Genomic DNA, 22,695 nt, shown 5'->3' on the forward strand with positions numbered 1-22,695 from the left:
TTGCCAACTCATCAGGGCCGGTATGTCTTTCCTAAAGCCAATCATTTGCCGCAAGAGATTTTAGAGACATTAGATAGTGAAGATGGTTATACGTGTGAAGTAGCCAAGCAGTACGATGTGTCTTGGCAGGCGGTACTGAAGGGATATACTGGTGATGCGGAAACCTACACCCAATTTGAAACCTTGGCTGTTAAAGACGAATACCGTTTTATCAGACGCTATTTTAACCCAGCTTGGGTGTTTTATGTGTTATTAATAAGACTAATGACTTTTAAGAACCCCATCAAAGAAATTAATGGTTGGTTGTGTACGCGTTCGGTTACTCGTAATGACGCATATACCAATCCGATAAAATATCCCCAATGGGATAAGGCAACTTTTAAATTGTTGCAAAGTAAACCTTTGGTAACGGTGGTTATTCCTACCTTGAACAGATATGAATATTTAAAGGATGTTTTAAAGGATTTAGAACAGCAAAGCTACACCAATTTTGAGGTGATTGTGGTAGACCAATCCACACCATTCAAGAAGGCGTTTTATAACACTTTTTCGTTGAATCTTTCCGTAGAGTATCAGGAAGAAAAGGCATTGTGGCGGGCGCGAAACCGAGCCATAAAACAAGCAAAAGGCGATTATATCTTATTGTTTGATGACGATAGCCGGGTGGACAAGAATTGGATAAGTAATCATTTAAAATGTCTAGAGGTATTTGATGCTTCACTGTCTTCAGGCGTCTCTATTTCTTTAGTAGGAGCTGAAGTGCCCAAAGATTATAAATATTTTAAAATTAGTGACCAACTCGATACGGGCAACGTACTTATTAAAAAGGATGTGTTTAAAACGCTTGGATTGTTTGATAGGCAATTTGAAGGTCAGCGTATGGGTGATGGCGAGTTTGGATTACGTAGTTACTTGGCTGGCTTTAAAAACATATCGAACCCTCAAGCGCAACGACTACATTTAAAAGTAGGGGCCGGTGGATTGCGTGAAATGGGCAGTTGGGATGCCTTTAGGCCTAAAAAATGGTTGGCACCGCGCCCTATACCAAGTGTTTTGTATTTATATAGACGCTATTTTGGACCTGTTGCTGCACGTTTTGCATTATGCCGCACAGTGCCACTATCGATACTACCTTATCGGTTCAAAAAAAACAAAACGCTCTTGGTAATAGGTGCAATATTGACATGCTTATTTTTACCTTTCGTATGTGCTCAAGTGTTTTGGTCATGGCGTTTAGCGAGCAAAAAGTTAAAAGAAGGACCAATAATAGATAGATTGTAATGGGAAGCCATGTTAAACAAGTGCTTATAGTCGCTTCAGAATTTCCTCCACAACCTGGAGGTATTGGCAATCATGCTTGGCAATTGGCCAAGGCCTTGAAACATAAGGGGTATCAAGTCAATCTAGTTACCGATCAGCGTTCGGATGATGGAAACGCTGAAGCCGATTTCGATAAAACATTGCCTTTCCAGATACAGCGCATAAAAAAGAGGAATGTTAGGTTGTTTATGTACATCCATCGCCTCATCAAAGTTTTTAGATTGCTCAAGACAACAGATTATGTTTTAGCTACAGGGAAGTTTTCGTTATGGAATATAAGCTTATGTGGTTTAATGAGAAAACGGTTTTCTGTTGCTATTGTTCATGGTACAGAAGTCAATTTGCCCACTGGATTTTCCAAAAGTTGTGTAGAGTGGTCGCTACATCAGTTTGACAAAGTCGTGGCCGTTTCAAATTACACCAAACAATTGATATCGCATTTGTCCATTTCTGTGGATGTAATTCCTAATGGTGTCCCTTTTCAAGATTGGCAGCATCGAGGAGCTGTTTCAGAGGAAAGCCAACAAATAGGCTTTCCTAAACTTATAACTGTAGGCCGAGTTAGTGAACGTAAAGGGCAAGCAGCGGTTGTGGCCATGTTGCCCGAACTCATAAAAACGTTTCCAAAACTTCATTACCAATGTGTCGGTATTGACACGGCAGCGGGTTCGGTTAAGCAATTGGCGGAGCAGTTAGGGGTTAATGGGCATGTAAGTTTTCATGGGGTATTGGAACAACAGCCTTTAAAACAGCGGGTAGCCGAAAGTGATATTTTTGTAATGCTAAGCAAACCTGGATTAAAGGGCGATGTGGAAGGTTTTGGAATTGCCGTTTTAGAGGCCAATGCATTAGGTGTTCCAGCCATAGGGGCAAAAGGTAGCGGTGTAGAAGATGCTATTAAAGATAGGCAATCTGGGCGGTTAGTGACTTTAGGAGATGCAGGAAGTTTCAGGAATGCCATTAGTGCTATTTTAGAGCATAATGACAGATATAAACAAGAGGCAATAACTTGGGCCAAAGCTCATGATTGGAGTATTATTGTAGAACAGTATATGGCATTGCTACCATGAAAAAATTGACTATAATTTCACATACCGAACATTATAAAACAACCGAAGGTCAATTGGTTGGTTTTGGTGCTACAGTAACGGAGATTAATGGTTTGTTGGAGGTGTTTGATAAGATTGTGCATGTTGCTGTATTATATGATCAAGCACCCCCACTTAGTGCTTTGCCTTACAGGTCTAAAGCCATTCGTTTAGTAGCCTTACCAAGAGTGGGCGGCAAAAGTATATCGGATAAATTGAAAGTGATGTGGAACGCCCCCAAAATACTTAGTATAATTCATAATAGCTTAAAAGGGAGTACCCATTTTCAGTTTCGGGCACCGACAGGTATGGGAGTATACGTTATTCCTTACCTAGTCTTTTTCAGCTCAAAAAAAGGTTGGTTTAAATATGCTGGTAATTGGAAGCAGAAACATGCACCCTTAGCGTATCAGTTTCAACGCTGGGTATTAAAACAGCAACACCGAAAAGTAACAATTAATGGCAATTGGCCTAATCAACCCAAACATTGTTTGTCTTTTGAAAATCCTTGCCTTACGAATGAAGAGTTAGCGACAGGTAAGATAACTAGAAATACAAAAGACGTATCGACCGGAAAAAGAACGCTGTGCTTTGTGGGGCGCATGGAAGCTGCAAAAGGTATTGAACTGCTTATAGAGAGTTTGTTGAGCTTGAATCCATTGGACAAGGACTTAATTGATACAATCCATTTTATAGGACAGGGGGAAGGCATAGATAATTACAAACAGCGGTTGGCCGAATCTGGCATGTCGTTTACGTTTCATGGCACCTTACCTAGAAATTCGGTACATCATATTTATAAATCAAGTCATTTTTTGATATTGCCTTCTCAATCAGAAGGTTTTCCTAAAGTGGTTTCAGAAGCCCTGAATTATGGCTGTGTGCCCGTAGTCTCCAATGTGTCGGCTATTGGTCAGTATATTACGCATGGGAAGCAGGGAGTCTTGTTAAACCGTTTAACAACTCGTAATTTAACACAACGTTTGCAATTTTGTTTGCAGATGGATGCTAATCAGTTCAAGGCATGTATTCATCAGCCCGAGCCGTTTTACGAACAATTTACCTATGCCCATTACAACAACCGTATCTTTAATGAGGTTTTAAAAGCCGATATATAAAATACCTAGGGTTTAAATCTTTCAATTTTAATAGAAATTATATATTTACTCGATAATCGAGGTTAAGGCATAACGTGAAACCTCGATATCATGGACTTTTTAACTTCTGTAAATAAGCTTTTTGGTGTTTAAAGATAAATACATTAGAAATATAGTGCTGCATGTGTGTATCGGGATGCTTATTTATTATAACGAGGGGTTGTCGAAGTTTTATTTTTTTGGCCTAGTGTCCTTTTTTTTCTTTAAAATTATAAGAGCGCAAAAGTCCGACAAAACCTTAGAGATTTTAAAAGCCTGCACTTATGTATTGGCCGCCGAAGTGTTGTTGCGAATGACTAAGGGGAGCTTGCTTTATGAGGCCAGTAAGTATTTAGTGATTGTTTTTTCTATAATAGGGCTGTTTCATAAAGGGTTTAAGTTGAAAGCAACGTCATATGTAATCTATATTGTGTTGTTGATTCCCGGTATCTATGTGTCGTTATACCTTTTGGATATTAGCTACAATATCAGGAAAGCAGTAGCCTTTAATTTAAGTGGTCCGGTATGTTTGGGCTTATCTGCTTTGTTTTGCATGGGGGTTTCGGTGACCAAACGTCAGTTGGAGCAAATTATTAACTACGGAATTTATCCGCTATTGAGTACCGTGGTTTATATTGTGTTTTACACGCCCAATGTGGCAGACTTAGCCTGGAATACAGAGTCTAATTTTGCAGCATCAGGAGGCTTTGGACCAAATCAAGTGGCAACTGTATTGGGTTTAGGCGTTTTTTTCGCTACGGTGAAGTTTTTTAATTATAGTAAAACGCCGCTGTTGCGCTATGTGAATTTAGGTCTTATTCTTTTGTTTTCGTTTCGCGCCATGTTAACCTTTAGTCGTGGTGGTGTATTTACGGCCATGATTATGATTCTTTGTTTTTTATTTTTTGAATATAAAACCATGGATAAGCGAACAAGAAGCAACATGTTTATGTCGCTCTTTTTGTTTATTGGCATTATTATAGCTACATGGGTGTACTCTTCGGTGCAAACTAGCGGACTTATCGAAAAACGTTATGCTAATGAGAACGCTATGGGCGAAGAGAAGGAAGATATCACTACGGGGCGGGTTTCAATATTTATGGAAGAAGTGGAAGCTTTTGTAAGTAGTCCTTTTTTAGGTGTAGGCGTTGGGCGTGTTAAAGACATACGGTTTCAAGAAACTGGCATTCATGCGGCATCGCATAACGAAATGAGTAGAATTCTATCAGAACATGGGCTACTGGGCATTGTGGCCTTTGCGATATTGTTATTGGTACCTTTGTTTTTTAGGATAGGTGATAGGAGCAATACCTTATTTTTTTCGTTCTATTTTTTCTGGTTTCTAACTATCAACCATTCGGCAATGCGTATTGCTGCTCCGGCGTTTATATATGCGCTTAGTTTATTGCACGTAACATATGACAAACCTCGGTTAAAAAAGAAATTAGCTAATCGTTAAAGAACGTATCTTAATCACAATTTATGTTTGTGACTCTCTTGAAGGCTGAATGTGTAGCACCAATAGTTAATCTTTATACGTTTTGTAGTCATTTTAACCCATATAAAAAATTACTTAGTATCTTTAAGCCACTCAAATCAGCTACTACCTATGTCCAAGAACAGTATTCACTTTAATATATCGGAGCGTAAAATCCTGTTACGTGTTTTGGATATGGTTTCGATACTTGCTGTGCTTTACTTTGTGGGCAACACATTTCATTTTGATTATTTTACAATTACCAAGGTAAACTGGAGGTGGGTATTTGTACTTGTTTTATACATATCAGTATTTGGCACCATTTTCGAATTATACGATTTACAAAAGTCCAGTAAACTGGAAAAAATAGCAACAAGTATTGTGTTTACGGTATCAACAACCGTTCTGTTCTATTTTTTAACGCCATTTTTTACACCAGTTTTACCCGATAACCGTTTACAGATTCTCTTCTTTTATTTTTCAATTTTAGTAGCGTTGTTTTTGTGGCGTTGGGCCTATATTTCATTTATTGTATCGCCTCGGTTTTACAAAAGAGTACTAATTATTGGCGAAACATCGAATATCGAAACCATCATAGAAACGTTTAAACGTTCAGACCCGAATTACAAAATAGTGGGGTTTGTGAATTGCGAACTCAATAAGCAGTCGCCTGTTAAATTTAAAGGTGTTCCCGAGTATAGTCCAAAACAGATTCGTGAGGTCGTTAATAAGGAAAATTTATCTGAAATTGTAGTGGCTAGCTATAGTACAGAAAACATTACTTCTGAAATTTACTATATCCTTATAAAATTACTGGAAGAAGGCTTTCCTATTAATGAATACACACAGGTGTATGAAGATTTAACCCAGCGTATTCCCGTGCAGTTTGTGGGTAAGGATTTTTATAGGTATTTTCCTTTTAGCAGAAACAATCAAAATAAACTGTATTTGTTTTTTCATCGTTTTTTTGATGTTTTGGTTTCCATTCTGGGTCTTGTGATAGGTTTGGCGTTTTTGCCTATTGTACTGTTGGGAAACCTTTTGGCGAATAGAGGTCCCCTATTGTATAAGCAGGAACGGGTTGGCAAAAACGGAAAGGTTTTTAATATTGTGAAATTTCGTAGCATGGTAATAAATGCAGAGCCATCTGGAGCGAAGTGGGCCACTAAAGGCGATGTGCGGGTCACCCCGTTTGGGAAGTTTTTGAGACATTCAAGGTTAGATGAAATTCCACAATTTATAAATATCCTTAAAGGCGAAATGAGTTTAATAGGCCCCAGGCCCGAACGCCCTGTTTTTGTTAAGGAACTGTCTAAAATGCTTCCTTTTTATGAAACCCGTCATATGGTAAAACCGGGGCTAACAGGTTGGGCACAAGTAAAAACACGTTATGGCTCTTCGGTTGACGATAGTTTACTAAAATTGCAGTATGACTTGTATTACATTAAGCACCGCGGTTTTTTTCTGGATACCAATATTTTGGTAAAAACACTAACCACTGTTATTTTCTTTAGGGGACAATAATTAAATTGACTATTGACTACTAGAAAAATAGTGAGTTAAAAACAAATATCTAATGCCTAATGCTAGGAGTAGTGGAATCAATCCAATAGCAAAAACCTGAACACCAATAATCCAGTGTAAGGTTAATAGGCAAAGCAGAATAATTAAAAGCTTTACGTATTTTATAAACCAAGCGCTAATGTCTTGTTTGAATAACTCACCTATGACAAAAATATTAAGCGCAAAGGCCCAAAGCAGATTGTAGTTTTGGTGTGTGCCCAAGTGGTCGGTAGCAAACCAAAGTAATAAAATAAAAATGCCGATGATGCCTGTAATGCCGAAAATCAAAACGTCCAACCATTTACTTCGGGTGCTGGTTTTGTAATCCCTATAGGTAGTATAAATTATAATCAGCCCAACGATTCCTAAGATAAACAACGGACTCGTTAAAACCGATTGGGATTGTTTTACCTGCTTTTTTGTATAGATTACCTGGCTTTGTTTTACTAATGGCTGGTTGCTGTTTTTAATCGTGGCATTACTGAAAAATTCGTGGATGTTTTCAGGTAAAAACATGTGTTGTTCTGGGGTTGCCGTTCTATCAATTACCGAGCCTAAGGCGATATCGATACCCAAACTGCCCCATGAATTTCTATTTAAATTGTTTTGGATTAAAGTTCTAAAGCTAGCTTCTTTGTAATTTTTTGGAGGGTAAAAGGTAATAGAATCGTTCAAAGCAACTAGGGTCACATCCTTTATTTTAGTAGCACAATTATCAAAAAAGAAATCATAAAGATACTTTCTGTTTTCAGGTTTGTAATTGTTGATGAGGTAGTTGTACAATCGTTGTTTTTCTACTTGGTTTAGGTTTAAAACCTGTTCTTTTATAGAACGGTTAAAATAGATGTAAACCTGATAGAACCTATTAAAATTTGTTTTGTTAATGAGGTAATGGAGTTTACCTTGTGCAAATTTTAAATAAAAATTGGGGGCGTCAAAATCGTATTCGCCATACCCATAAACGTCGTCTATTCCTTTTTTGGGGTCTTTAATTCTAAAAGCGCTATGACCAAATGAATCGTTTAAGGAAGTACCCGGGCCAACGGTTAATACGCTAATTTCGGCACTTTCAGATAATTGGTTTTTTTGTGCAATGGCAACGATGGAAATAAAAACTAACGCTAAAAATAGTAGTGCTTTTTTCATCATCTAAAAATACTGAAATCGAGTTTTAGTGAAAATACGTTGGAGTATAAAGCTACACTTTGGTCGCCAATATCGGTAAATGCATAGTCAACTTGTATGCCGTTATATTTAAAACCTAAGCCTAAACTGGGTTGAAAGCTCAACTGTTCAGAATTATCAAACTGGGTTTCGTTCTGGAAATTTCCCATGCCAGCACGAAGGTAAACCATATCGATATATCCAAATTCAAAACCTAAGGCCGGGTTAATACTTGCTGCCGAAGTTGAAATGATGTCGTTGTTCTCTTCAAAACGAACGTTCAAATTTACCGAGGTTAATAATGTGTAATCGTAATTAAAATCCACCAGCTTTGAAACGCCTATTTGCAATTTGGGAATAGTAATTTCGGTGGTCTCGGGCAATTCTTGGTTTTGGCCTTCAACAGCATCTTGTATGGTTTTAAATTCTTCCTCATCAATGGCCCAAGCATTGAACGTCGTGGTAATATCTCTGGCCATAAGGCCAAATTTCCAATTGTTATCGGTTTCAAACTGCATTCCAAAGTCTAAACCAAACCCCCACGATGAGGCAAAATCTCCTATGATTCTTCGGATAACTTTTGCATTGACACCGTAATTTAAACCCTGAACGGGCAGCGAGCGGGCATACGAAAAGGTTAAGCCGTAATCGGCCGTAGAGAATAAACTGATTCGGTCGTAATTAATATTGCCTTGTTCGTCTATAAGTTGGGTGGTGTTTAAAATGTCGTCAACAGCAAATCGAATCAAAGAAACTCCCACGGCACTTTGTTGGTCCAATGGCATAGCAAAAGCCGCATAGTCGTAATTGGCAATATTGGCAAAATAACTGGAGTGCATTAAGGCGAGCTGGTTGTCTTCAAGCTTTAAAAGGCCGGCAGGGTTCCAATATCCCGAATTTACATCGCCGGTATGTGCCGTTACGGCACTGCTCATGCCCAAAGCGGCAGCATCGACCCCGATATTCATAAACTCGTTGGAATATTTTCTGGTCGTTTGCCCAAACAGCGAAATAGACAATAAGCACAGTAAAGTGATAAGGTATGGTTTCAATCCCAATTTTTTTACAAATATGCACATAATTTACAAACCTATAAACTTGAATTTGCAGTATATATTGTTTAATTCTTGCTTTAGACGAAATTTGTTTATTATTTTTACAAAGTAAACTAAGCTTATGAAATGAGACATAACAAATCTTGGAACTTACCGAGATGTTCAATGGCGAATTACATCTGACCGATTAGAAAACAATGAATTATAAACAGATGAAAAAATACATACCCAATGCCCTAACGCTGTTAAATTTATTATGCGGATGTATTGCGGTAATCTTTGCGGTAAACAATAACTTTGTAGTTGCTGCTTTCTTTGTTTTTTTAGGCATATTCTTCGATTTTTTTGATGGTTTTGCGGCACGAAAACTAAATGTACAAAGTGAATTGGGGTTGCAATTGGATTCTTTGGCCGATGTGGTTACCAGTGGGGTAGTGCCCGGAATTATAATGTTTAAGTTGATTGGGTTGGCTACAGAATCGGGGGAATCCTTCAGTTCATCCTTGGGGTGGGGCACCGATTTTTATGGCGTTACCTATAGTGTATCCCTCACAGCTTTTTTTGGTCTCGCCATAACCTTGGCTTCAGCTTATCGTTTAGCAAAATTTAATATAGACGATGAGCAGCAAACCTATTTTAAAGGTCTGCCAACGCCAGCAAATGCCTTGTTAATTATAGCGTTACCATTAATTATCGAGTTTCAAAATAGCGATACCATTAATGCCATCATTCTTAATAAATGGTTTTTAATAGGTGTAACGGCACTGAGCTGCTATTTGCTTAATGCTAACATTAAGTTGTTTGCATTAAAATTCAAGGATTTCAGTTTTAAGAACAATGCAATTCGTTACGTTTTTATTTTGTTGTGTTTGGTGTTGCTCATTGTTTTGCAGTTTGCCGCTATCCCTCTAATTATTTTACTTTACATTTCCATGTCGATTATCTACAATTTAACTTCAAATAAATAATTAATGGCTTCTGGAATTTTTGCCTTATTAGATGATATTGCTGCGCTGATGGACGATGTTGTGGTGATGACCAAAGTTTCAACAAAAAAAACCGCAGGTATTTTGGGGGACGATTTAGCTGTTAATGCCGAAAAGGCCACGGGTTTTGTATCGTCAAGAGAACTCCCTGTTTTGTGGGCCATTACCAAAGGGTCGTTTTTAAACAAGCTGATTATTTTGCCTATTGCGTTTTTGCTCAGTTCGTTCTTGCCTTGGGCGGTAACACTAATTTTAATATTAGGGGGTGTTTATTTGGCTTTTGAAGGTGCTGAAAAAATAGTTGAATATGTTGTACCCCATAAACACGACAACAACCACACTAAAGTGAAAAATAAGAAGGCAGGAGAAATTCTGGATGTTGAAAAAACAAAAATAAAGTCGGCCATATTTACCGATTTTATACTGTCCATAGAGATTGTTATCATAGCCTTAGGTACTGTTTTAGATAAACCTGTTTTGTTCCAAATACTGGTAGTCTCACTTGTTGCCATTATTGCAACGGTTGGTGTTTACGGTATTGTTGCACTTATTGTTAGGATGGACGATTTAGGCTATAGACTCATTAAACAGAGCGATAACAATAAAGGGTTGCTTTTTACTTTGGGTAATATGTTGGTTAGGGCTTTGCCGCTTATTATAAAAAGTTTATCGGTAATAGGTACCATTGCACTTATTTTGGTTGCTGGAGGGATATTTTCCCATAATATTGATTATTTCCATCATGTTTTAGAAAGTTGGCCATCGTTTATAAAAGACTTTATTTTGGGCTTAGCCGTTGGATTTGCTACTTTTTTAATCGTAATAGGTTTTAAGAAACTATTTAAAAAGAAAACTAAACACACAGACTAAACGTATAACATGAAAAATTACACCCTGTTTTTTGCATTAATTTTGTTTAATGCCCTATCGGCACAAACCCCAATAACATCTGGTCCTGACTGGACGGTAACCAACATCACCGGGAACAGTGCATTAGACCGCCCCAATACGATGCTGTTCGGCCCAGATAATTATTTGTGGATTACAGAGCGCCAAGGAAAAGTTGTGTCGAAAGTAGACCCAACAACAGGAACGAAAACTGAAATGTTAAACCTCTCAAGTAAAGTATATCAATCGAAAAGCCAAAACGGTTTAATGGGAATGACGATACATCCAGATTTGTATGCCAATATAAATACCAATACCAATAACTATGTGTATTTGCTTTACACTTACGACGCCAATTCAGGCTCTGGAGTAGATGATAGGTTTAGAATAGAACGTTACAATTATGACGCTTCAACGGGTAAGCTCGATAGCGCTAGTGCATTCACGGTTATTGAAGGTATCGAAGCAAGTACGGACCATACTTCAGGAAAAATTGTTATCGGTGCAGACTTGAAAATCTATTGGACCATTGGTGATTTTGCTGCAAATAGAGGTGGCAATGCCTGCAATGAAATTCGTTCACAATATTTACCAACGAGCCCAACAGATTATTCTGATTATAAAGGTAAGATTTTCCGTTTGAATTTGGATGGAAGTATTCCAGACGATAATCCCGTTTTAGAAGGTGTAAAAAGTTATGTTTATGCTTACGGTTTTAGAAATGCCCAAGGATTGGTTGTAGGGTCTAACGGTAAGATATATTCTTCTGAACATGGTGACAAAACCGATGACGAGCTCAATATTATCGAATCTGGTAAAAATTATGGTTGGCCGCTTATCGCGGGCTATAATGATGATATGGGCTATGCGTACTGCAATTGGTCTAACTATCCATCTGAATGCGGTTCATATAGCAATATAATAGCAGATTGCCCAGAATCGCCAATTGAAGAATCGACATCAGCAGCCAATATGCCCAATTTTATGCCGCCAATAGGGACTTACAATAGTACCTTGGCCACAGAGCCAACGGCAGGTAGTTCTTCAGGGTGGCCTACGGTGGCCCCGTCTAGTATTGATATTTATGAGGCTGGAAAAATTCCAGGTTGGGACACATCTCTTTTAATACCAACATTGAAAGCTGGTATTATTTTTAGAACAAAATTAAATTCAGATGGTTCGGCATTAGAAGACGGTTCATACGAAGAATTTCACTCATCAGGCGATCGCTTTAGAGATGTGGCCATTGATGCCAATGGTTTAATTATTTATACTATTACCGATGCAGGAGCCGTTATAAAACTGGAGTTTGTGGGCGAGCCTTTAAGTACTTCAACGGTTTTGAAAAATACATTGTCTTTATATCCCAATCCTGCAAATACTAAAACAACCATTAGTTTAGGGACTAGTTTTAAGGGCGACGTCAATTTGCTACAGGTTTTCGATGTTAATGGAAAAGTGATAAAATCAATTAAAACTTCCGAAAAGCAGTATATTCTTGATACGTCTAATTTTACCAATGGCATTTATTTTTTAAAAGTTTCAAACAATAAGAATACGGTTTTGGCGACAAAAAAGTTAGTTGTTAAGCATTAAGAAAATGGATTCATAAAAAAGCAGGTAAGAATTTACAAATTATTACCTGCTTTTTTGTTTTTTGATTATGAGGTTTAAATAATAAGATAGAAAAGCGCTTAATCCCTTATTTTCTTTTTACGAAGTTCGAAATTCTGTCCGAGATATACTTTACGTACCATTTGGTCGTTGGCTAGTTCTTCTGGCTCGCCGGCCTTAAGAATGCTGCCTTCAAACATTAGGTATGTTCTATCGGTAATGGCCAAAGTTTCTTGTACGTTGTGGTCGGTAATTAAAATGCCAATATTCTTTTTGGTAAGTTGCGCCACAATACGTTGAATATCTTCAACTGCAACAGGGTCAACCCCTGCAAAAGGTTCATCTAGAAGTATAAAACTGGGGTCGGTGGCCAAGGCCCTTGCAATTTCGGTTCGGCGACGTTCACCTCCCGATAATAAATCTCCACGGTTTTTGCGTATATGGCCTAAACCAAACTCTTCAATTAACGATTCCATTTTATGAAGTTGTTCTTTTTTACTGAGTTTGGTAAGCTGTAACACGCTTAAAATATTGTCTTCAATACTTAGCTTTCTAAATACCGAAGCTTCTTGAGCCAAGTAGCCAATACCGTTTTGGGCACGCTTATACATCGGGTATTTGGTGATTTCGGTTTTGTCTAAGAATATATGGCCGCCATTGGGCTTTATCAACCCCACGATCATATAAAACGACGTGGTTTTTCCAGCACCATTTGGGCCTAAAAGTCCAACAATCTCCCCTTGTTCAACTTTAAGCGAAACATCTTTTACTACCTTTCGTCCGCTATAGGACTTCATTAAATTTTTGGCCTCTAAAATCATAGTTTTGTTTACGTGATAATCGCGATTTAAATACTACTATACATTCCTCGAAATCAATCTTGTTTTAATAAACGCTAAAAATACTAAAATCATATGCAACTATTAAAGCCTAAGCTTTATTTTACGCTTTGTTGCTTTTTTCTTTGCGCTTTTGGTTCCTAACCACAATTTTAGAAATGTAAATACTCACTTGGTAAAGCACTAAAATAGGAATAGCCACAATAACCTGGCTGGCAATATCAGGCGGTGTAATAATGGCAGAAAGTATTAAAACAATTACCAGGGCATATTTTCGGTATTTCCTTAAAATTTGAGGGGTTACCAAACCAATTTTTGTTAAGAAATAGATGATTATAGGCAACTCGAATATTAAGCCGGAGGCTAATGCAGACGACCTCACCAAAGCTATGTAAGAGCTGATGTCTATTTGGTTATCAACTACCTCCGAAATGCTATAATTGGCTAAAAAATTTAGAGACAAAGGGGTTACAATGTAGTACCCGAAAAGAACGCCGAGAAAAAACAATAATGACGAAATAATAATGAAACCTCGAGAATGTTTACGCTCGTCGTCGTGTAATCCGGGGCTTATAAATTTCCATAGTTGATAAATAACGTACGGAAAAGATATGATAAAGCCTCCTAAAATAGCGGTCCAAATATCAGCAGAAAATTGCCCAGCCATGGTACGGTTTTGAATGATCATAGGCATTTTTTCAGCACAGAAAGTGGTATCAACACCTATAAACTTTGAAGCCTCACATAAAAAATGATATGTAGGGAAGCTCATTCTTAAGGGAGCGAAAATAATCTGGTCAAAAATAAACCGACTAAAAATAAAAGCTAAAGTGGCAACAATAACAACGGCCAAACAAATTCTGATTAAGTGCCAGCGTAAATCTTCAAGATGGTCTAAAAAAGACATCTCGTTAATATCCTTTTTTGCCATTATATTATACCTTCTTTAATTAAATCATGTAAGTGCACTACACCCGCATAGTTGCCGTTTTCTTCAACCAAAAGTTGTGAAATTTCATGGGCTTCCATAAGCTCAATGGCATCGATAGCCATAGATCTAGCCGTAATACGCTTGGGGTTAAGGCTCATAATATCTTTAGCCGTGAGGTTAGAAAAATCGTTGACTTTTGTAAGCATACGACGTAAATCGCCATCGGTTATAATACCTATTATTTTATCGTTTTCAACAACGGCGGTAACACCAAGCATTTTTTCGGTAATTTCAACAATAACATCTTTTATGCTCGTGTTGGCTTCGACCTTTGGTTTTTGATTGGCCGAAGAGATATCTTCAACCCTTAAATATAATTTTTTGCCTAAAGCGCCTCCCGGGTGGTACTTTGCAAAATCATTGCTTGAAAAACCGCGTAACTCCAAAAGGCAAATCGCTAAAGCATCTCCCATAACCAATTGGGCTGTAGTACTGGTAGTTGGTGCCAAATTGTTAGGACAGGCTTCTTTTTCAACGTAAGTATTTAAAATATAATCGGCATGTTGCCCCAAAAAGGAATCCTTATTCCCTGTAATCGCAATGAGTTTGTTGTTTACCCTTTTTATGAGTGGGACAACCACTTTTATTTCTGGTGTATTTCCGCTTTTAGAAAGACAAATAACAATATCGTCTTTAAGGATTAAACCCAAATCCCCATGAATGGCATCGGCAGCATGCATAAAAATAGCCGGAGTTCCGGTAGAGTTTAGGGTGGCTACAATTTTATTGCCTATAATGGCACTTTTACCTATTCCTGTAATGATAACGCGTCCTTTGCCGTTATATATTTCCTGTACAGCATCGGCAAAGTCGTCTGTTATTAATCTTGACAAATTTAAAACGGCCTTGCTTTCCATTTCAATAGTTTGCTTGGCAAGGCTCAGAATAGCATTTTTGTCTTTCAAATTTTGTTAATTTTAAGTTGATGTTTAAAGATTTTATTATCTTTAGTGATAATCAAAATTGAAAATTGTTGTAATTTGGTTTTTCGTTACAAAACTAACGAAAAAAATATGAGGGTTCTTCAAATGCTATATTAAATTCAATTATGGATTTTAAGAAATTATAGTTATTTTTAATAGTTAAAATTTTAATACAGTTCATGTCAATAACAAAAACCGACTTGCATGATGCCCTAAAAAAGTATTTTGGGTTCAGTAAGTTTAAAGGACTTCAAGAAGATGTTATAGATAGTCTCTTATCAGGAAACCATACATTTGCCATAATGCCAACGGGTGGCGGTAAATCACTTTGTTACCAACTTCCCGCGTTAATGACCGAAGGTACGGCCATTGTGGTTTCACCGTTAATTGCGCTGATGAAAAACCAGGTAGATGCCATTAGAGGGGTTTCTAAAGAAGATGGCGTTGCGCATGTATTAAATTCTTCGTTAAATAAAACCGAGGTAAAACGCGTAAAAGAAGATATCGTTAACGGTATTACCAAACTGCTTTACGTAGCACCAGAATCGTTGACTAAGGATGAAAATGTTGAATTTCTAAAAACTGTTAAGATTTCATTTTTGGCTATTGATGAGGCCCACTGTATTAGTGAGTGGGGGCATGATTTTAGACCAGAATATAGAAACCTTCGAAACATTATAGGCCGCATTGGTGATAATATTCCTATTATAGGTTTAACTGCCACGGCGACGCCTAAAGTGCAAGAAGACATTATTAAAAACTTAGGAATTACTGGAGCTAAAACCTTTAAGGCTTCATTTAATAGGCCTAATTTGTATTATGAAGTGCGGCCGAAAACAAAAAATGTCGATGCCGATATTATACGGTTCATCAAACAAAATGAAGGCAAATCGGGTATTGTTTACTGTTTAAGTAGAAAGCGCGTTGAAGAATTGGCCCAAGTACTACAAGTTAACGGTATCAAGGCAGTTCCGTATCATGCAGGATTAGATGCTAAATCGCGTTCACAGTATCAAGATAAATTTTTGATGGAAGATGTTGATGTGGTAGTGGCCACCATCGCCTTTGGTATGGGAATAGATAAGCCCGATGTACGGTTTGTTATTCATCATGACATCCCTAAAAGTATTGAAAGCTATTACCAAGAAACAGGTAGAGCAGGGCGCGATGGCGGTGAAGGGCACTGTTTGGCGTTTTATGCCTACAAAGACATAGAAAAATTAGAAAAGTTCATGTCTGGTAAGCCTGTGGCCGAACAAGAAATAGGCCATGCGCTTTTACAAGAGGTTGTTGCATTTGCAGAAACGTCTATCTCGCGTAGAAAATTCATTCTCCATTACTTTGGTGAAGAATTTGATAATGAAACAGGCGAAGGTGGCGATATGGATGACAACGTGAGGCATCCCAAAAAGAAAACCGAAGCCAAAGATGATGTTAAATTATTATTGGAGGTCATTGAAAAAACAAATCAAAAGTACAAATCAAAAGACTTGGTTAATGTTATCGTTGGTAAGGAAAATGCACTTATAACCTCACACAAAACAAACGAACAACCCTTTTTTGGCGAAGGAAAAGCGAAAGACAATAAATACTGGATGGCGCTTTTAAGGCAAGTTTTAGTAGCAGGATACCTTAAAAAGGACATTGAAACTTATGGCGTTATAAAACTGTCTGAAGACGGAAAAGCCTTTATTAAAAACCCTAAGTCGTTTATGATGGCCGAAGACCATGTTTACGAAGGCGAACAGGAAGATGGCTCTATTATAACTGCAGCTAAAGGAGGTGGGGCCGTTGCCGACGAAGCATTAATGATGATGCTTAAAGACTTGCGAAAGAAAAATGCAAAAAAGCTAGGTGTGCCGCCATTTGTTATTTTCCAGGATCCGTCGCTCGAAGATATGGCTTTAAAATATCCAACAACCATTTCTGAGCTCAGTAATGTGCATGGTGTTGGTGACGGAAAAGCTAAAAAATATGGCAAGGACTTCGTTGCCTTAATAGCTAATTACGTTGAAGAAAATGATATTGTAAGACCAGACGATTTGGTTGTGAAATCTACAGGTGTGAACTCTTCAAATAAGCTTTATATTATTCAAAATGTAGACAGAAAATTGCCTTTGGATGATATTGCTTCATCAAAAGGTATGACTATGGAAGAGTTTATAAAGGAAATGGAAGCCATTGTTTATTCGGGAACAAAGCTGAACATAGATTATTGGATTGATGAAGTTTTAGATGAAGACCAACAAGAAGAAATCCATGAATATTTTATGGAGTCCGAATCTGACGACATAAAAACGGCAATTGATGAGTTTGATGGCGATTACGATGATGAAGAATTGCGTCTGTACCGCATCAAATTTATTAGTGAAGTAGCGAACTAACTTTTTTTAAACAATCTAATGTTAAACTTCCGTCTTAGGGCATCATTCCCTATCTTTGCACTTTCTTAAAAATTAGAACCATGCAAGACGGATTATACGCAAAATTCAATACCTCAAAAGGAGAGATTTTAGTGGCTTTAGAATTCAAAAAAACACCGGGAACAGTCGGTAATTTTGTAGCTTTAGCCGAAGGAAATTTAGAAAACTCAGCAAAACCCCAAGGCACACCATATTATGATGGTCTAAAATTTCACAGGGTTATTCCTGATTTTATGATTCAAGGGGGCTGCCCACAAGGCTCGGGTGCCGGAAATCCAGGGTATCAGTTTGACGATGAGTTCCATCCAGATTTAAAGCACGATGGCCCAGGTGTATTGTCTATGGCCAATGCAGGCCCAGGAACCAACGGTAGCCAGTTTTTTATAACCCACGTTGAAACTCCTTGGTTAGATAATAAACATACGGTTTTTGGAAAAGTAGAACATGGCCAAGAAGTAGTTGATGCTATTGCGCAAGGTGATAAAATTGAATCTTTGGAAATTGTACGCGTTGGAGATGAGGCTGAAAATTTTAACGCAGTTGAAGCATTTAGAGTGTTTGAAGGAGCCAGAGAAAAACGTGTTGAGGAAGAAAAAAAAGCTGCAGAAGCCGAACTTGATAAAATAGCGACAGGTTTTAAAAAAACAGACAGTGGTTTGCGCTATCAAATTATACAAGAAGGGAGCGGGGTTAAAGCTGAAAAAGGTAAAACGGTTTCAGTACATTACAAAGGTCAACTTGCGGATGGTACGGTTTTCGATTCTTCTTATAAACGCAATCAGCCTATTGAGTTTCCAATAGGTGTTGGTCAAGTGATTCCAGGATGGGACGAAGGCATTCAACTTTTAAAAGTAGGCGATAAAGCCCGTTTGGTTATACCAAGTCATTTAGGTTATGGAGGCCGTGGCGCAGGAGGTGTTATTCCACCTAATGCAACTTTGGTGTTCGATGTTGAGTTGATGAACGTGAAGTAATAATTACTAACAATAACAAATCTTTAAAAAGCATCTAATTTTTTAGGTGCTTTTTGTTTGCTGTTTAATGAAGGAAGAGCAGGGCAATTAAAGCGTTTAGATAATTTTCTTTATGACGCGAAGTTTATGCGTGTGCATTCGCCTATCGGTATTGTAAATTCCAGAATGGTCCAATCGGTCAATTCGAACTTTTCCATGGGCGTGGATAATGTAGTTGTCCTTCATAATAATGCCGACATGGGTAATAATCCCTTCCTGATTATCAAAAAAGGCTAAATCACCCGGCTCACTTTCTTCAATAAAACTAAGTGCTTCGCCTTGAGTGGCCTGTTGCGAGGCATCACGGAGCAATTTGTAGCCATTAAGTTTGTAGACCATTTGTGTAAAACCTGAACAATCAATACCAAAAGGCGTTTTTCCTCCCCATAAATAGGGAGCGCCTAAATACAAAAAAGCGCTCTTTATAATGTTTGATTTGTCGTTTTGCTTTTCAGTTGATTGTCCGTCGTAACCATGACTTAGCAATGAAAGGCCACTAAGATTGGAACCTATGGGAATGGGGAATATTTGGTGCGTTGTATCTTCAATAAACTCCACCAAATCGGTTGATAGCTTAAGAGGTTTATTTACCAAGCCTTTATATTGGTCTTCATTAATTTCAAGATACTGTTTGTTATCAATCCATCCTTCATATTTGTCAAAAGAAAGACGTATTCTGCTCCAATTTTTACGCTGTTCCAATACTTTGAAAAAATCGCCGTAAAGTACTTGCGAAACAAGTTCGCTGGTGTCTGTGGGCTCGTTTCTTAAGGGAACAATGCTTAAATTACAAATTCCGTATTGCATTAAATACTTTTAATTCCGTTCAATAATCATTGCTGATGCACCGCCACCACCATTACAAATAGCGGCTGCACCTATTTTTGCATTGTTCTGTTCTAAAACATTAAGTAAAGTGATTAAAATTCTAACGCCCGAACAACCAAGCGGATGCCCCAAAGATACTGCGCCACCATTAACGTTTACATTAGAATCATTTAACCCTAGAATTTTCATATTGGCGAGGCCCACTACTGAAAAAGCTTCGTTAAATTCAAAATAATCGACCTCGTTAATGGTTATTTCAGCTTTGTCCAATGCTTTTGGCAGTGCTTTTGCTGGAGCCGTTGTAAACCATTTTGGCTCTTGGGCGGCATCGGCATAACTTTTAATGGTAGCAAGCGGTTTTAAACCCATTTCATTGGCTTTTGCTTTGCTCATTAAAACCATAGCGCCTGCACCATCATTTATTGTAGAGGCATTGGCTGCCGTAACCGTGCCATCTTTTGAAAACGCAGGACGTAATTGCGCAATTTTATCCATTCTTACATTTTTATATTCCTCGTCTTCAACTACTATTATAGGTTCTCCGCGCCGTTGTGGGACTTCAACTGGAACAACTTCGTTGTTGAATTTGCCCGCTTTCCAAGCCGCTTCAGACCGTTTGTAAGATTGAACCGCAAAGGCATCTTGTTCTTCTCTTGAAAATTTATATTCCGTAGCACAAGCATCGGCACAAACGCCCATGGCATTATGGTCGTAGGCATCAACTAAACCATCTTTTTGCATCCCGTCAATTAAAGTAGCTGGCCCAAATTTTGTTGCAGTTCGCGCATGATAATAGTGTGGAATCAAGCTCATGTTTTCCATGCCTCCAGCAACTACTATATTGGCATCCCCTAACGCTATAGCTTGAGCAGCTTGCACAACAGCTTTCATGCCAGAGGCACAAACCTTATTTACGGTTGTACATGGCACAGTATCGGGTATGCCAGCAAAAATGGCGGCTTGTCTTGCAGGGGCTTGCCCAGTGCCAGCTTGCACCACGTTGCCCATTAAAACTTCTTCTACAAGTTCGGGCTTTAGGTGTATTTTATCTAGCGCCCCTTTAATGGCAATGGCTCCCAAATTAGGTGCAGGTATGGTAGATAAAGCACCCATAAAACTGCCAATTGGTGTTCTTGCTGCAGAAACAATAACGACTTCGTTATCCATTAATTTAAAATCTTTACTTTAGTACTTGCGAAAATAACGATTTTTTGACAGATATATAAACGATTGCTCCATTATAAAATATCCTAAACACCCATAAATTTGTTACATTTGATTTCTAGATGAAAGACTTTATAAATACGCTATATAGAAACCACTCCTTAATCTATAAGGCCCTACTGTTCCTAGGTACAACAATTTTGATTGTGTATTTGTTTCCGAAAAGCGGAAAGTTTAGGTATAATTTTGAAAAAGGAAAACCTTGGCAGTCTGAAAGCTTACAGGCGCCATTTGATTTTGCTATAAAAAAGACCGAAGACGAAATTGCTGCCGAAAAAAAGGAAATTGTTGATAATGCCGTTTTGTATTTTGATATCGATACATCGGTTGAAGAACAGGTGAGGGAACGTTACAAAACTCAATTTAGAGCGACCCTTTCAGATTCGTTATCCCGAAACGTTTCGAATACATTGAAGGAGGCGGGAACGGCAATAATCTCACAACTATACGATTATGGAATACCGAGTGAAAATCATGAGTTTTCTGAAAACAAGCGGATAGCTATACTCGACGGACGCGAAAAAATAAAAGAAGGTTTTTATTCAAACCTGGTAGAGCAAGACGGTGTAACCCAGGTAATTGAGCAAATTCTTAGAAAAAATAATCTCTCTGGTTATAAAACCGCTTTTGTATCCATGTTTTTTGATTTGGTCGAACCTAATTTATCTTACAATAAAACGATAACAGATAATGTTCTGCAGGACGACCTAAGTAAAATTTCATACACCAAAGGAAGTGTAGCAAAAGAAACCTTAATCGTATCAAAAGGAGAAGTGGTTGAAGGCAGCAAGTATCAAATCTTAAAGTCTTTACAATCTGAATACGAATCCCAGGTTTGGAGTAAGTCTAACTATAATTGGATTTTGTTTGCTTATACACTGCTTGTCGCTTTGGCTCTGCTTATGCTGTTATTGTTTTTACGAAAATACAGGCCTAAAGTTTTTGAAGACAATACTAAGGTAACCTTTATATTCTTTAACATTTCGTTGCTCATTTTTATCACAACGTTAGTTGTAAATTATGATGCCAAGTACATTTATATTGTCCCTATTTGTATTTTGCCGTTAGTGTTCAAAGCGTTTTTTGATGCCAGGTTGGGGCTGTTTGCCCATGTATTAACGGTATTACTTTTGGGGTTTATTGTGCCCAATAGTTTTGAATATGTTTTTCTTCAAATAATAGCGGGAATTGTAACCATTCTTACTGTATCAGAATTGTATAAACGTGCTAATTTGTTTATTTCGGTTGGTCAGATAACACTAATTTACATTATTGCTTACTTTGCTTTTTTTGTAATTCACGAAGGAAGTGTTGAAGCTTTACATTGGCAAACCTTCATTTGGTTTATTTTATGCGGATTGGCCACATTGTTTGTACAGCCATTAATTTATGCCTACGAGAAGCTATTTGGTTTAGTGTCAGATGTGTCACTTTTAGAGTTGTCCGATACCAATACAAAGTTACTCAAAGAGCTTTCTAATTTGGCCCCAGGTACATTTCACCACTCGCTTAATGTAGCCAATTTAGCTGAAGCTTCAGCAAATGAAATTGGAGCAAATTCGATGTTGGTTAGGGTAGGTGCACTGTACCACGATATCGGTAAAATGAAAACCCCAACCTATTTTACCGAAAATCAATCTACAGGAATCAATCCTCACGATGAACTTTCTGCGAAGGAAAGTGCCCGTATTATAACCAATCATGTTTTAAACGGCATTGAAATAGCACGAAAAAACAATTTGCCCGATAGGGTGATTGACTTCATAAGAACACACCATGGCACCAGTTTGGTTTACTATTTTTATATGAAGGAGAAAAAAGATTTTGAGGTAGTTGACCGAAAAGATTTTAGTTATCCAGGGCCAAAACCATTTAGTAAAGAAACTGCTATTTTAATGATGTGCGATAGTATTGAAGCGGCATCGAAAAGTTTAAAAGAACCTAATTCAACTAAAATTGAAGCTTTTGTAGAGAATATTATAAATAAGCAGATTGAAGAGGGGCAATTTTTAAATGCCAACATTACTTTTAAAGAGATTGAATCGATAAAGAAAGTGCTAAAGCACAAGCTAGCAAACATTTATCATTTAAGAATTGAATATCCCGAATAAAATTCAGAAAAAAGTCTAAAAATAGTTGTGTGCTTCTTAGGTATGAATTACA

18 protein-coding genes are annotated in these 22,695 nt (G+C 37.7%); 11 read left to right on the forward strand and 7 right to left on the reverse strand.

The genetic code is table 11. The features are described 5' to 3' along the window. The 5 genes from GSB9_00204 to GSB9_00208 all read left to right on the forward strand — a co-directional run bounded on the left by GSB9_00204 (position 1) and on the right by GSB9_00208 (position 6,545). Entirely contained in the window at positions 1 to 1,281 is a 1,281-nt protein-coding gene (locus GSB9_00204; GenBank protein ID UKM63661.2) for a glycosyltransferase family 2 protein, read from the forward strand. Continuing rightward, positions 1,281 to 2,390, forward strand: coding sequence for a glycosyltransferase family 4 protein (locus GSB9_00205; protein UKM63662.1), 1,110 nt, complete (start codon positions 1,281 to 1,283; stop codon positions 2,388 to 2,390). The genes GSB9_00204 and GSB9_00205 overlap by 1 nt, the downstream gene beginning before the upstream one ends. Next, positions 2,387 to 3,526, forward strand: a complete 1,140-nt coding sequence (locus tag GSB9_00206; GenBank protein ID UKM63663.1) for a glycosyltransferase — start codon at positions 2,387 to 2,389, stop codon at positions 3,524 to 3,526. Before GSB9_00205 ends, GSB9_00206 begins: the two co-directional genes overlap by 4 nt. A 124-nt stretch (positions 3,527 to 3,650) precedes the next feature. After that, entirely contained in the window at positions 3,651 to 5,003 is a 1,353-nt protein-coding gene (locus tag GSB9_00207) for an O-antigen ligase family protein (GenBank protein ID UKM63664.2), read from the forward strand. A 150-nt stretch (positions 5,004 to 5,153) separates the two neighbouring features. Next, positions 5,154 to 6,545, forward strand: a complete 1,392-nt coding sequence (locus GSB9_00208) for a sugar transferase (GenBank protein ID UKM63665.1) — start codon at positions 5,154 to 5,156, stop codon at positions 6,543 to 6,545. A gap of 9 nt (positions 6,546 to 6,554) precedes the next feature. Here GSB9_00208 and GSB9_00209 read toward each other — a convergent pair whose 3' ends face one another. After that, entirely contained in the window at positions 6,555 to 7,733 is a 1,179-nt protein-coding gene (locus GSB9_00209) for a DUF4105 domain-containing protein (protein UKM63666.1), read from the reverse strand. Further along, positions 7,730 to 8,800, reverse strand: a complete 1,071-nt coding sequence (locus tag GSB9_00210) for a PorV/PorQ family protein (GenBank protein ID UKM63667.2) — start codon at positions 8,798 to 8,800, stop codon at positions 7,730 to 7,732. The genes GSB9_00209 and GSB9_00210 overlap by 4 nt, the downstream gene beginning before the upstream one ends. Before the next feature lie 215 nt (positions 8,801 to 9,015). Between GSB9_00210 and GSB9_00211 the strand changes: the two genes are divergently transcribed. The 3 genes from GSB9_00211 to GSB9_00213 are packed head-to-tail and all read left to right on the forward strand — an operon-like array spanning position 9,016 to position 12,273. Next, entirely contained in the window at positions 9,016 to 9,771 is a 756-nt protein-coding gene (locus GSB9_00211) for a CDP-alcohol phosphatidyltransferase family protein (protein UKM63668.1), read from the forward strand. Between the two features lie 3 nt (positions 9,772 to 9,774). Next, positions 9,775 to 10,659, forward strand: coding sequence for a DUF808 domain-containing protein (locus GSB9_00212; protein ID UKM63669.1), 885 nt, complete (start codon positions 9,775 to 9,777; stop codon positions 10,657 to 10,659). A 9-nt stretch (positions 10,660 to 10,668) separates the two neighbouring features. Beyond that, the gene (locus GSB9_00213) at positions 10,669 to 12,273 is read left to right on the forward strand and encodes a PQQ-dependent sugar dehydrogenase (GenBank protein UKM63670.1); all 1,605 of its coding nucleotides are present in this window, start codon (positions 10,669 to 10,671) and stop codon (positions 12,271 to 12,273) included. A 98-nt stretch (positions 12,274 to 12,371) separates the two neighbouring features. Here GSB9_00213 and lptB read toward each other — a convergent pair whose 3' ends face one another. The 3 genes from lptB to GSB9_00216 form a co-directional block, all read right to left on the reverse strand. Next, positions 12,372 to 13,112 (reverse strand): LPS export ABC transporter ATP-binding protein, encoded by a 741-nt coding sequence (lptB, locus tag GSB9_00214; protein UKM63671.1) that lies wholly within the window; start codon positions 13,110 to 13,112, stop codon positions 12,372 to 12,374. Between the two features lie 121 nt (positions 13,113 to 13,233). Next, positions 13,234 to 14,061, reverse strand: a complete 828-nt coding sequence (tatC, locus tag GSB9_00215) for a twin-arginine translocase subunit TatC (GenBank protein ID UKM63672.1) — start codon at positions 14,059 to 14,061, stop codon at positions 13,234 to 13,236. Beyond that, positions 14,061 to 15,026 carry a KpsF/GutQ family sugar-phosphate isomerase gene (locus tag GSB9_00216; GenBank protein UKM63673.1) on the reverse strand — a complete coding sequence of 322 codons (966 nt, stop codon included), beginning with the start codon at positions 15,024 to 15,026 and terminating at the stop codon, positions 14,061 to 14,063. The genes tatC and GSB9_00216 overlap by 1 nt, the downstream gene beginning before the upstream one ends. 197 nt (positions 15,027 to 15,223) lie before the next feature. Between GSB9_00216 and GSB9_00217 the strand changes: the two genes are divergently transcribed. Then, positions 15,224 to 17,428, forward strand: coding sequence for an ATP-dependent DNA helicase (locus tag GSB9_00217; protein UKM63674.1), 2,205 nt, complete (start codon positions 15,224 to 15,226; stop codon positions 17,426 to 17,428). Positions 17,429 to 17,508: 80 nt separating this feature from the next. Then, entirely contained in the window at positions 17,509 to 18,441 is a 933-nt protein-coding gene (locus GSB9_00218) for a peptidylprolyl isomerase (GenBank protein ID UKM63675.1), read from the forward strand. Positions 18,442 to 18,537: 96 nt separating this feature from the next. Here the strand turns inward: GSB9_00218 and GSB9_00219 are convergent, their stop codons facing one another. Continuing rightward, positions 18,538 to 19,287, reverse strand: a complete 750-nt coding sequence (locus tag GSB9_00219) for a C40 family peptidase (protein ID UKM63676.1) — start codon at positions 19,285 to 19,287, stop codon at positions 18,538 to 18,540. Between the two features lie 9 nt (positions 19,288 to 19,296). Further along, positions 19,297 to 20,475: an acetyl-CoA C-acyltransferase gene (locus GSB9_00220; protein ID UKM63677.1), complete on the reverse strand. Its 1,179-nt coding sequence runs from the start codon at positions 20,473 to 20,475 to the stop codon at positions 19,297 to 19,299. Between the two features lie 119 nt (positions 20,476 to 20,594). Between GSB9_00220 and GSB9_00221 the strand changes: the two genes are divergently transcribed. Continuing rightward, on the forward strand, positions 20,595 to 22,643 hold the full coding sequence (locus tag GSB9_00221; GenBank protein UKM63678.1) for an HDIG domain-containing protein: 2,049 nt from the start codon (positions 20,595 to 20,597) through the stop codon (positions 22,641 to 22,643). The last annotated feature ends 52 nt before the right edge of the window (positions 22,644 to 22,695 follow it).

This window comes from Flavobacteriaceae bacterium GSB9 (assembly GCA_022749295.1).
Classification (GTDB): Bacteria; Bacteroidota; Bacteroidia; order Flavobacteriales; family Flavobacteriaceae; genus Flavisericum.

What these genes read in the sequence shown, in the direction of transcription:
- GSB9_00218 (UKM63675.1), top strand. Translation starts at nt 17,509, where the DNA reads ATGCAAGACGGATTATACGCAAAATTCAATACCTCAAAAGGAGAGATT.
- lptB (UKM63671.1), bottom strand. Translation starts at nt 13,112, where the DNA reads ATGATTTTAGAGGCCAAAAATTTAATGAAGTCCTATAGCGGACGAAAG.
- tatC (UKM63672.1), bottom strand. Translation starts at nt 14,061, where the DNA reads ATGGCAAAAAAGGATATTAACGAGATGTCTTTTTTAGACCATCTTGAA.
- GSB9_00209 (UKM63666.1), bottom strand. Translation starts at nt 7,733, where the DNA reads ATGATGAAAAAAGCACTACTATTTTTAGCGTTAGTTTTTATTTCCATC.
- GSB9_00208 (UKM63665.1), top strand. Translation starts at nt 5,154, where the DNA reads ATGTCCAAGAACAGTATTCACTTTAATATATCGGAGCGTAAAATCCTG.
- GSB9_00221 (UKM63678.1), top strand. Translation starts at nt 20,595, where the DNA reads ATGAAAGACTTTATAAATACGCTATATAGAAACCACTCCTTAATCTAT.
- GSB9_00217 (UKM63674.1), top strand. Translation starts at nt 15,224, where the DNA reads ATGTCAATAACAAAAACCGACTTGCATGATGCCCTAAAAAAGTATTTT.
- GSB9_00220 (UKM63677.1), bottom strand. Translation starts at nt 20,475, where the DNA reads ATGGATAACGAAGTCGTTATTGTTTCTGCAGCAAGAACACCAATTGGC.
- GSB9_00213 (UKM63670.1), top strand. Translation starts at nt 10,669, where the DNA reads ATGAAAAATTACACCCTGTTTTTTGCATTAATTTTGTTTAATGCCCTA.
- GSB9_00219 (UKM63676.1), bottom strand. Translation starts at nt 19,287, where the DNA reads ATGCAATACGGAATTTGTAATTTAAGCATTGTTCCCTTAAGAAACGAG.
- GSB9_00206 (UKM63663.1), top strand. Translation starts at nt 2,387, where the DNA reads ATGAAAAAATTGACTATAATTTCACATACCGAACATTATAAAACAACC.
- GSB9_00205 (UKM63662.1), top strand. Translation starts at nt 1,281, where the DNA reads ATGGGAAGCCATGTTAAACAAGTGCTTATAGTCGCTTCAGAATTTCCT.
- GSB9_00211 (UKM63668.1), top strand. Translation starts at nt 9,016, where the DNA reads ATGAAAAAATACATACCCAATGCCCTAACGCTGTTAAATTTATTATGC.
- GSB9_00212 (UKM63669.1), top strand. Translation starts at nt 9,775, where the DNA reads ATGGCTTCTGGAATTTTTGCCTTATTAGATGATATTGCTGCGCTGATG.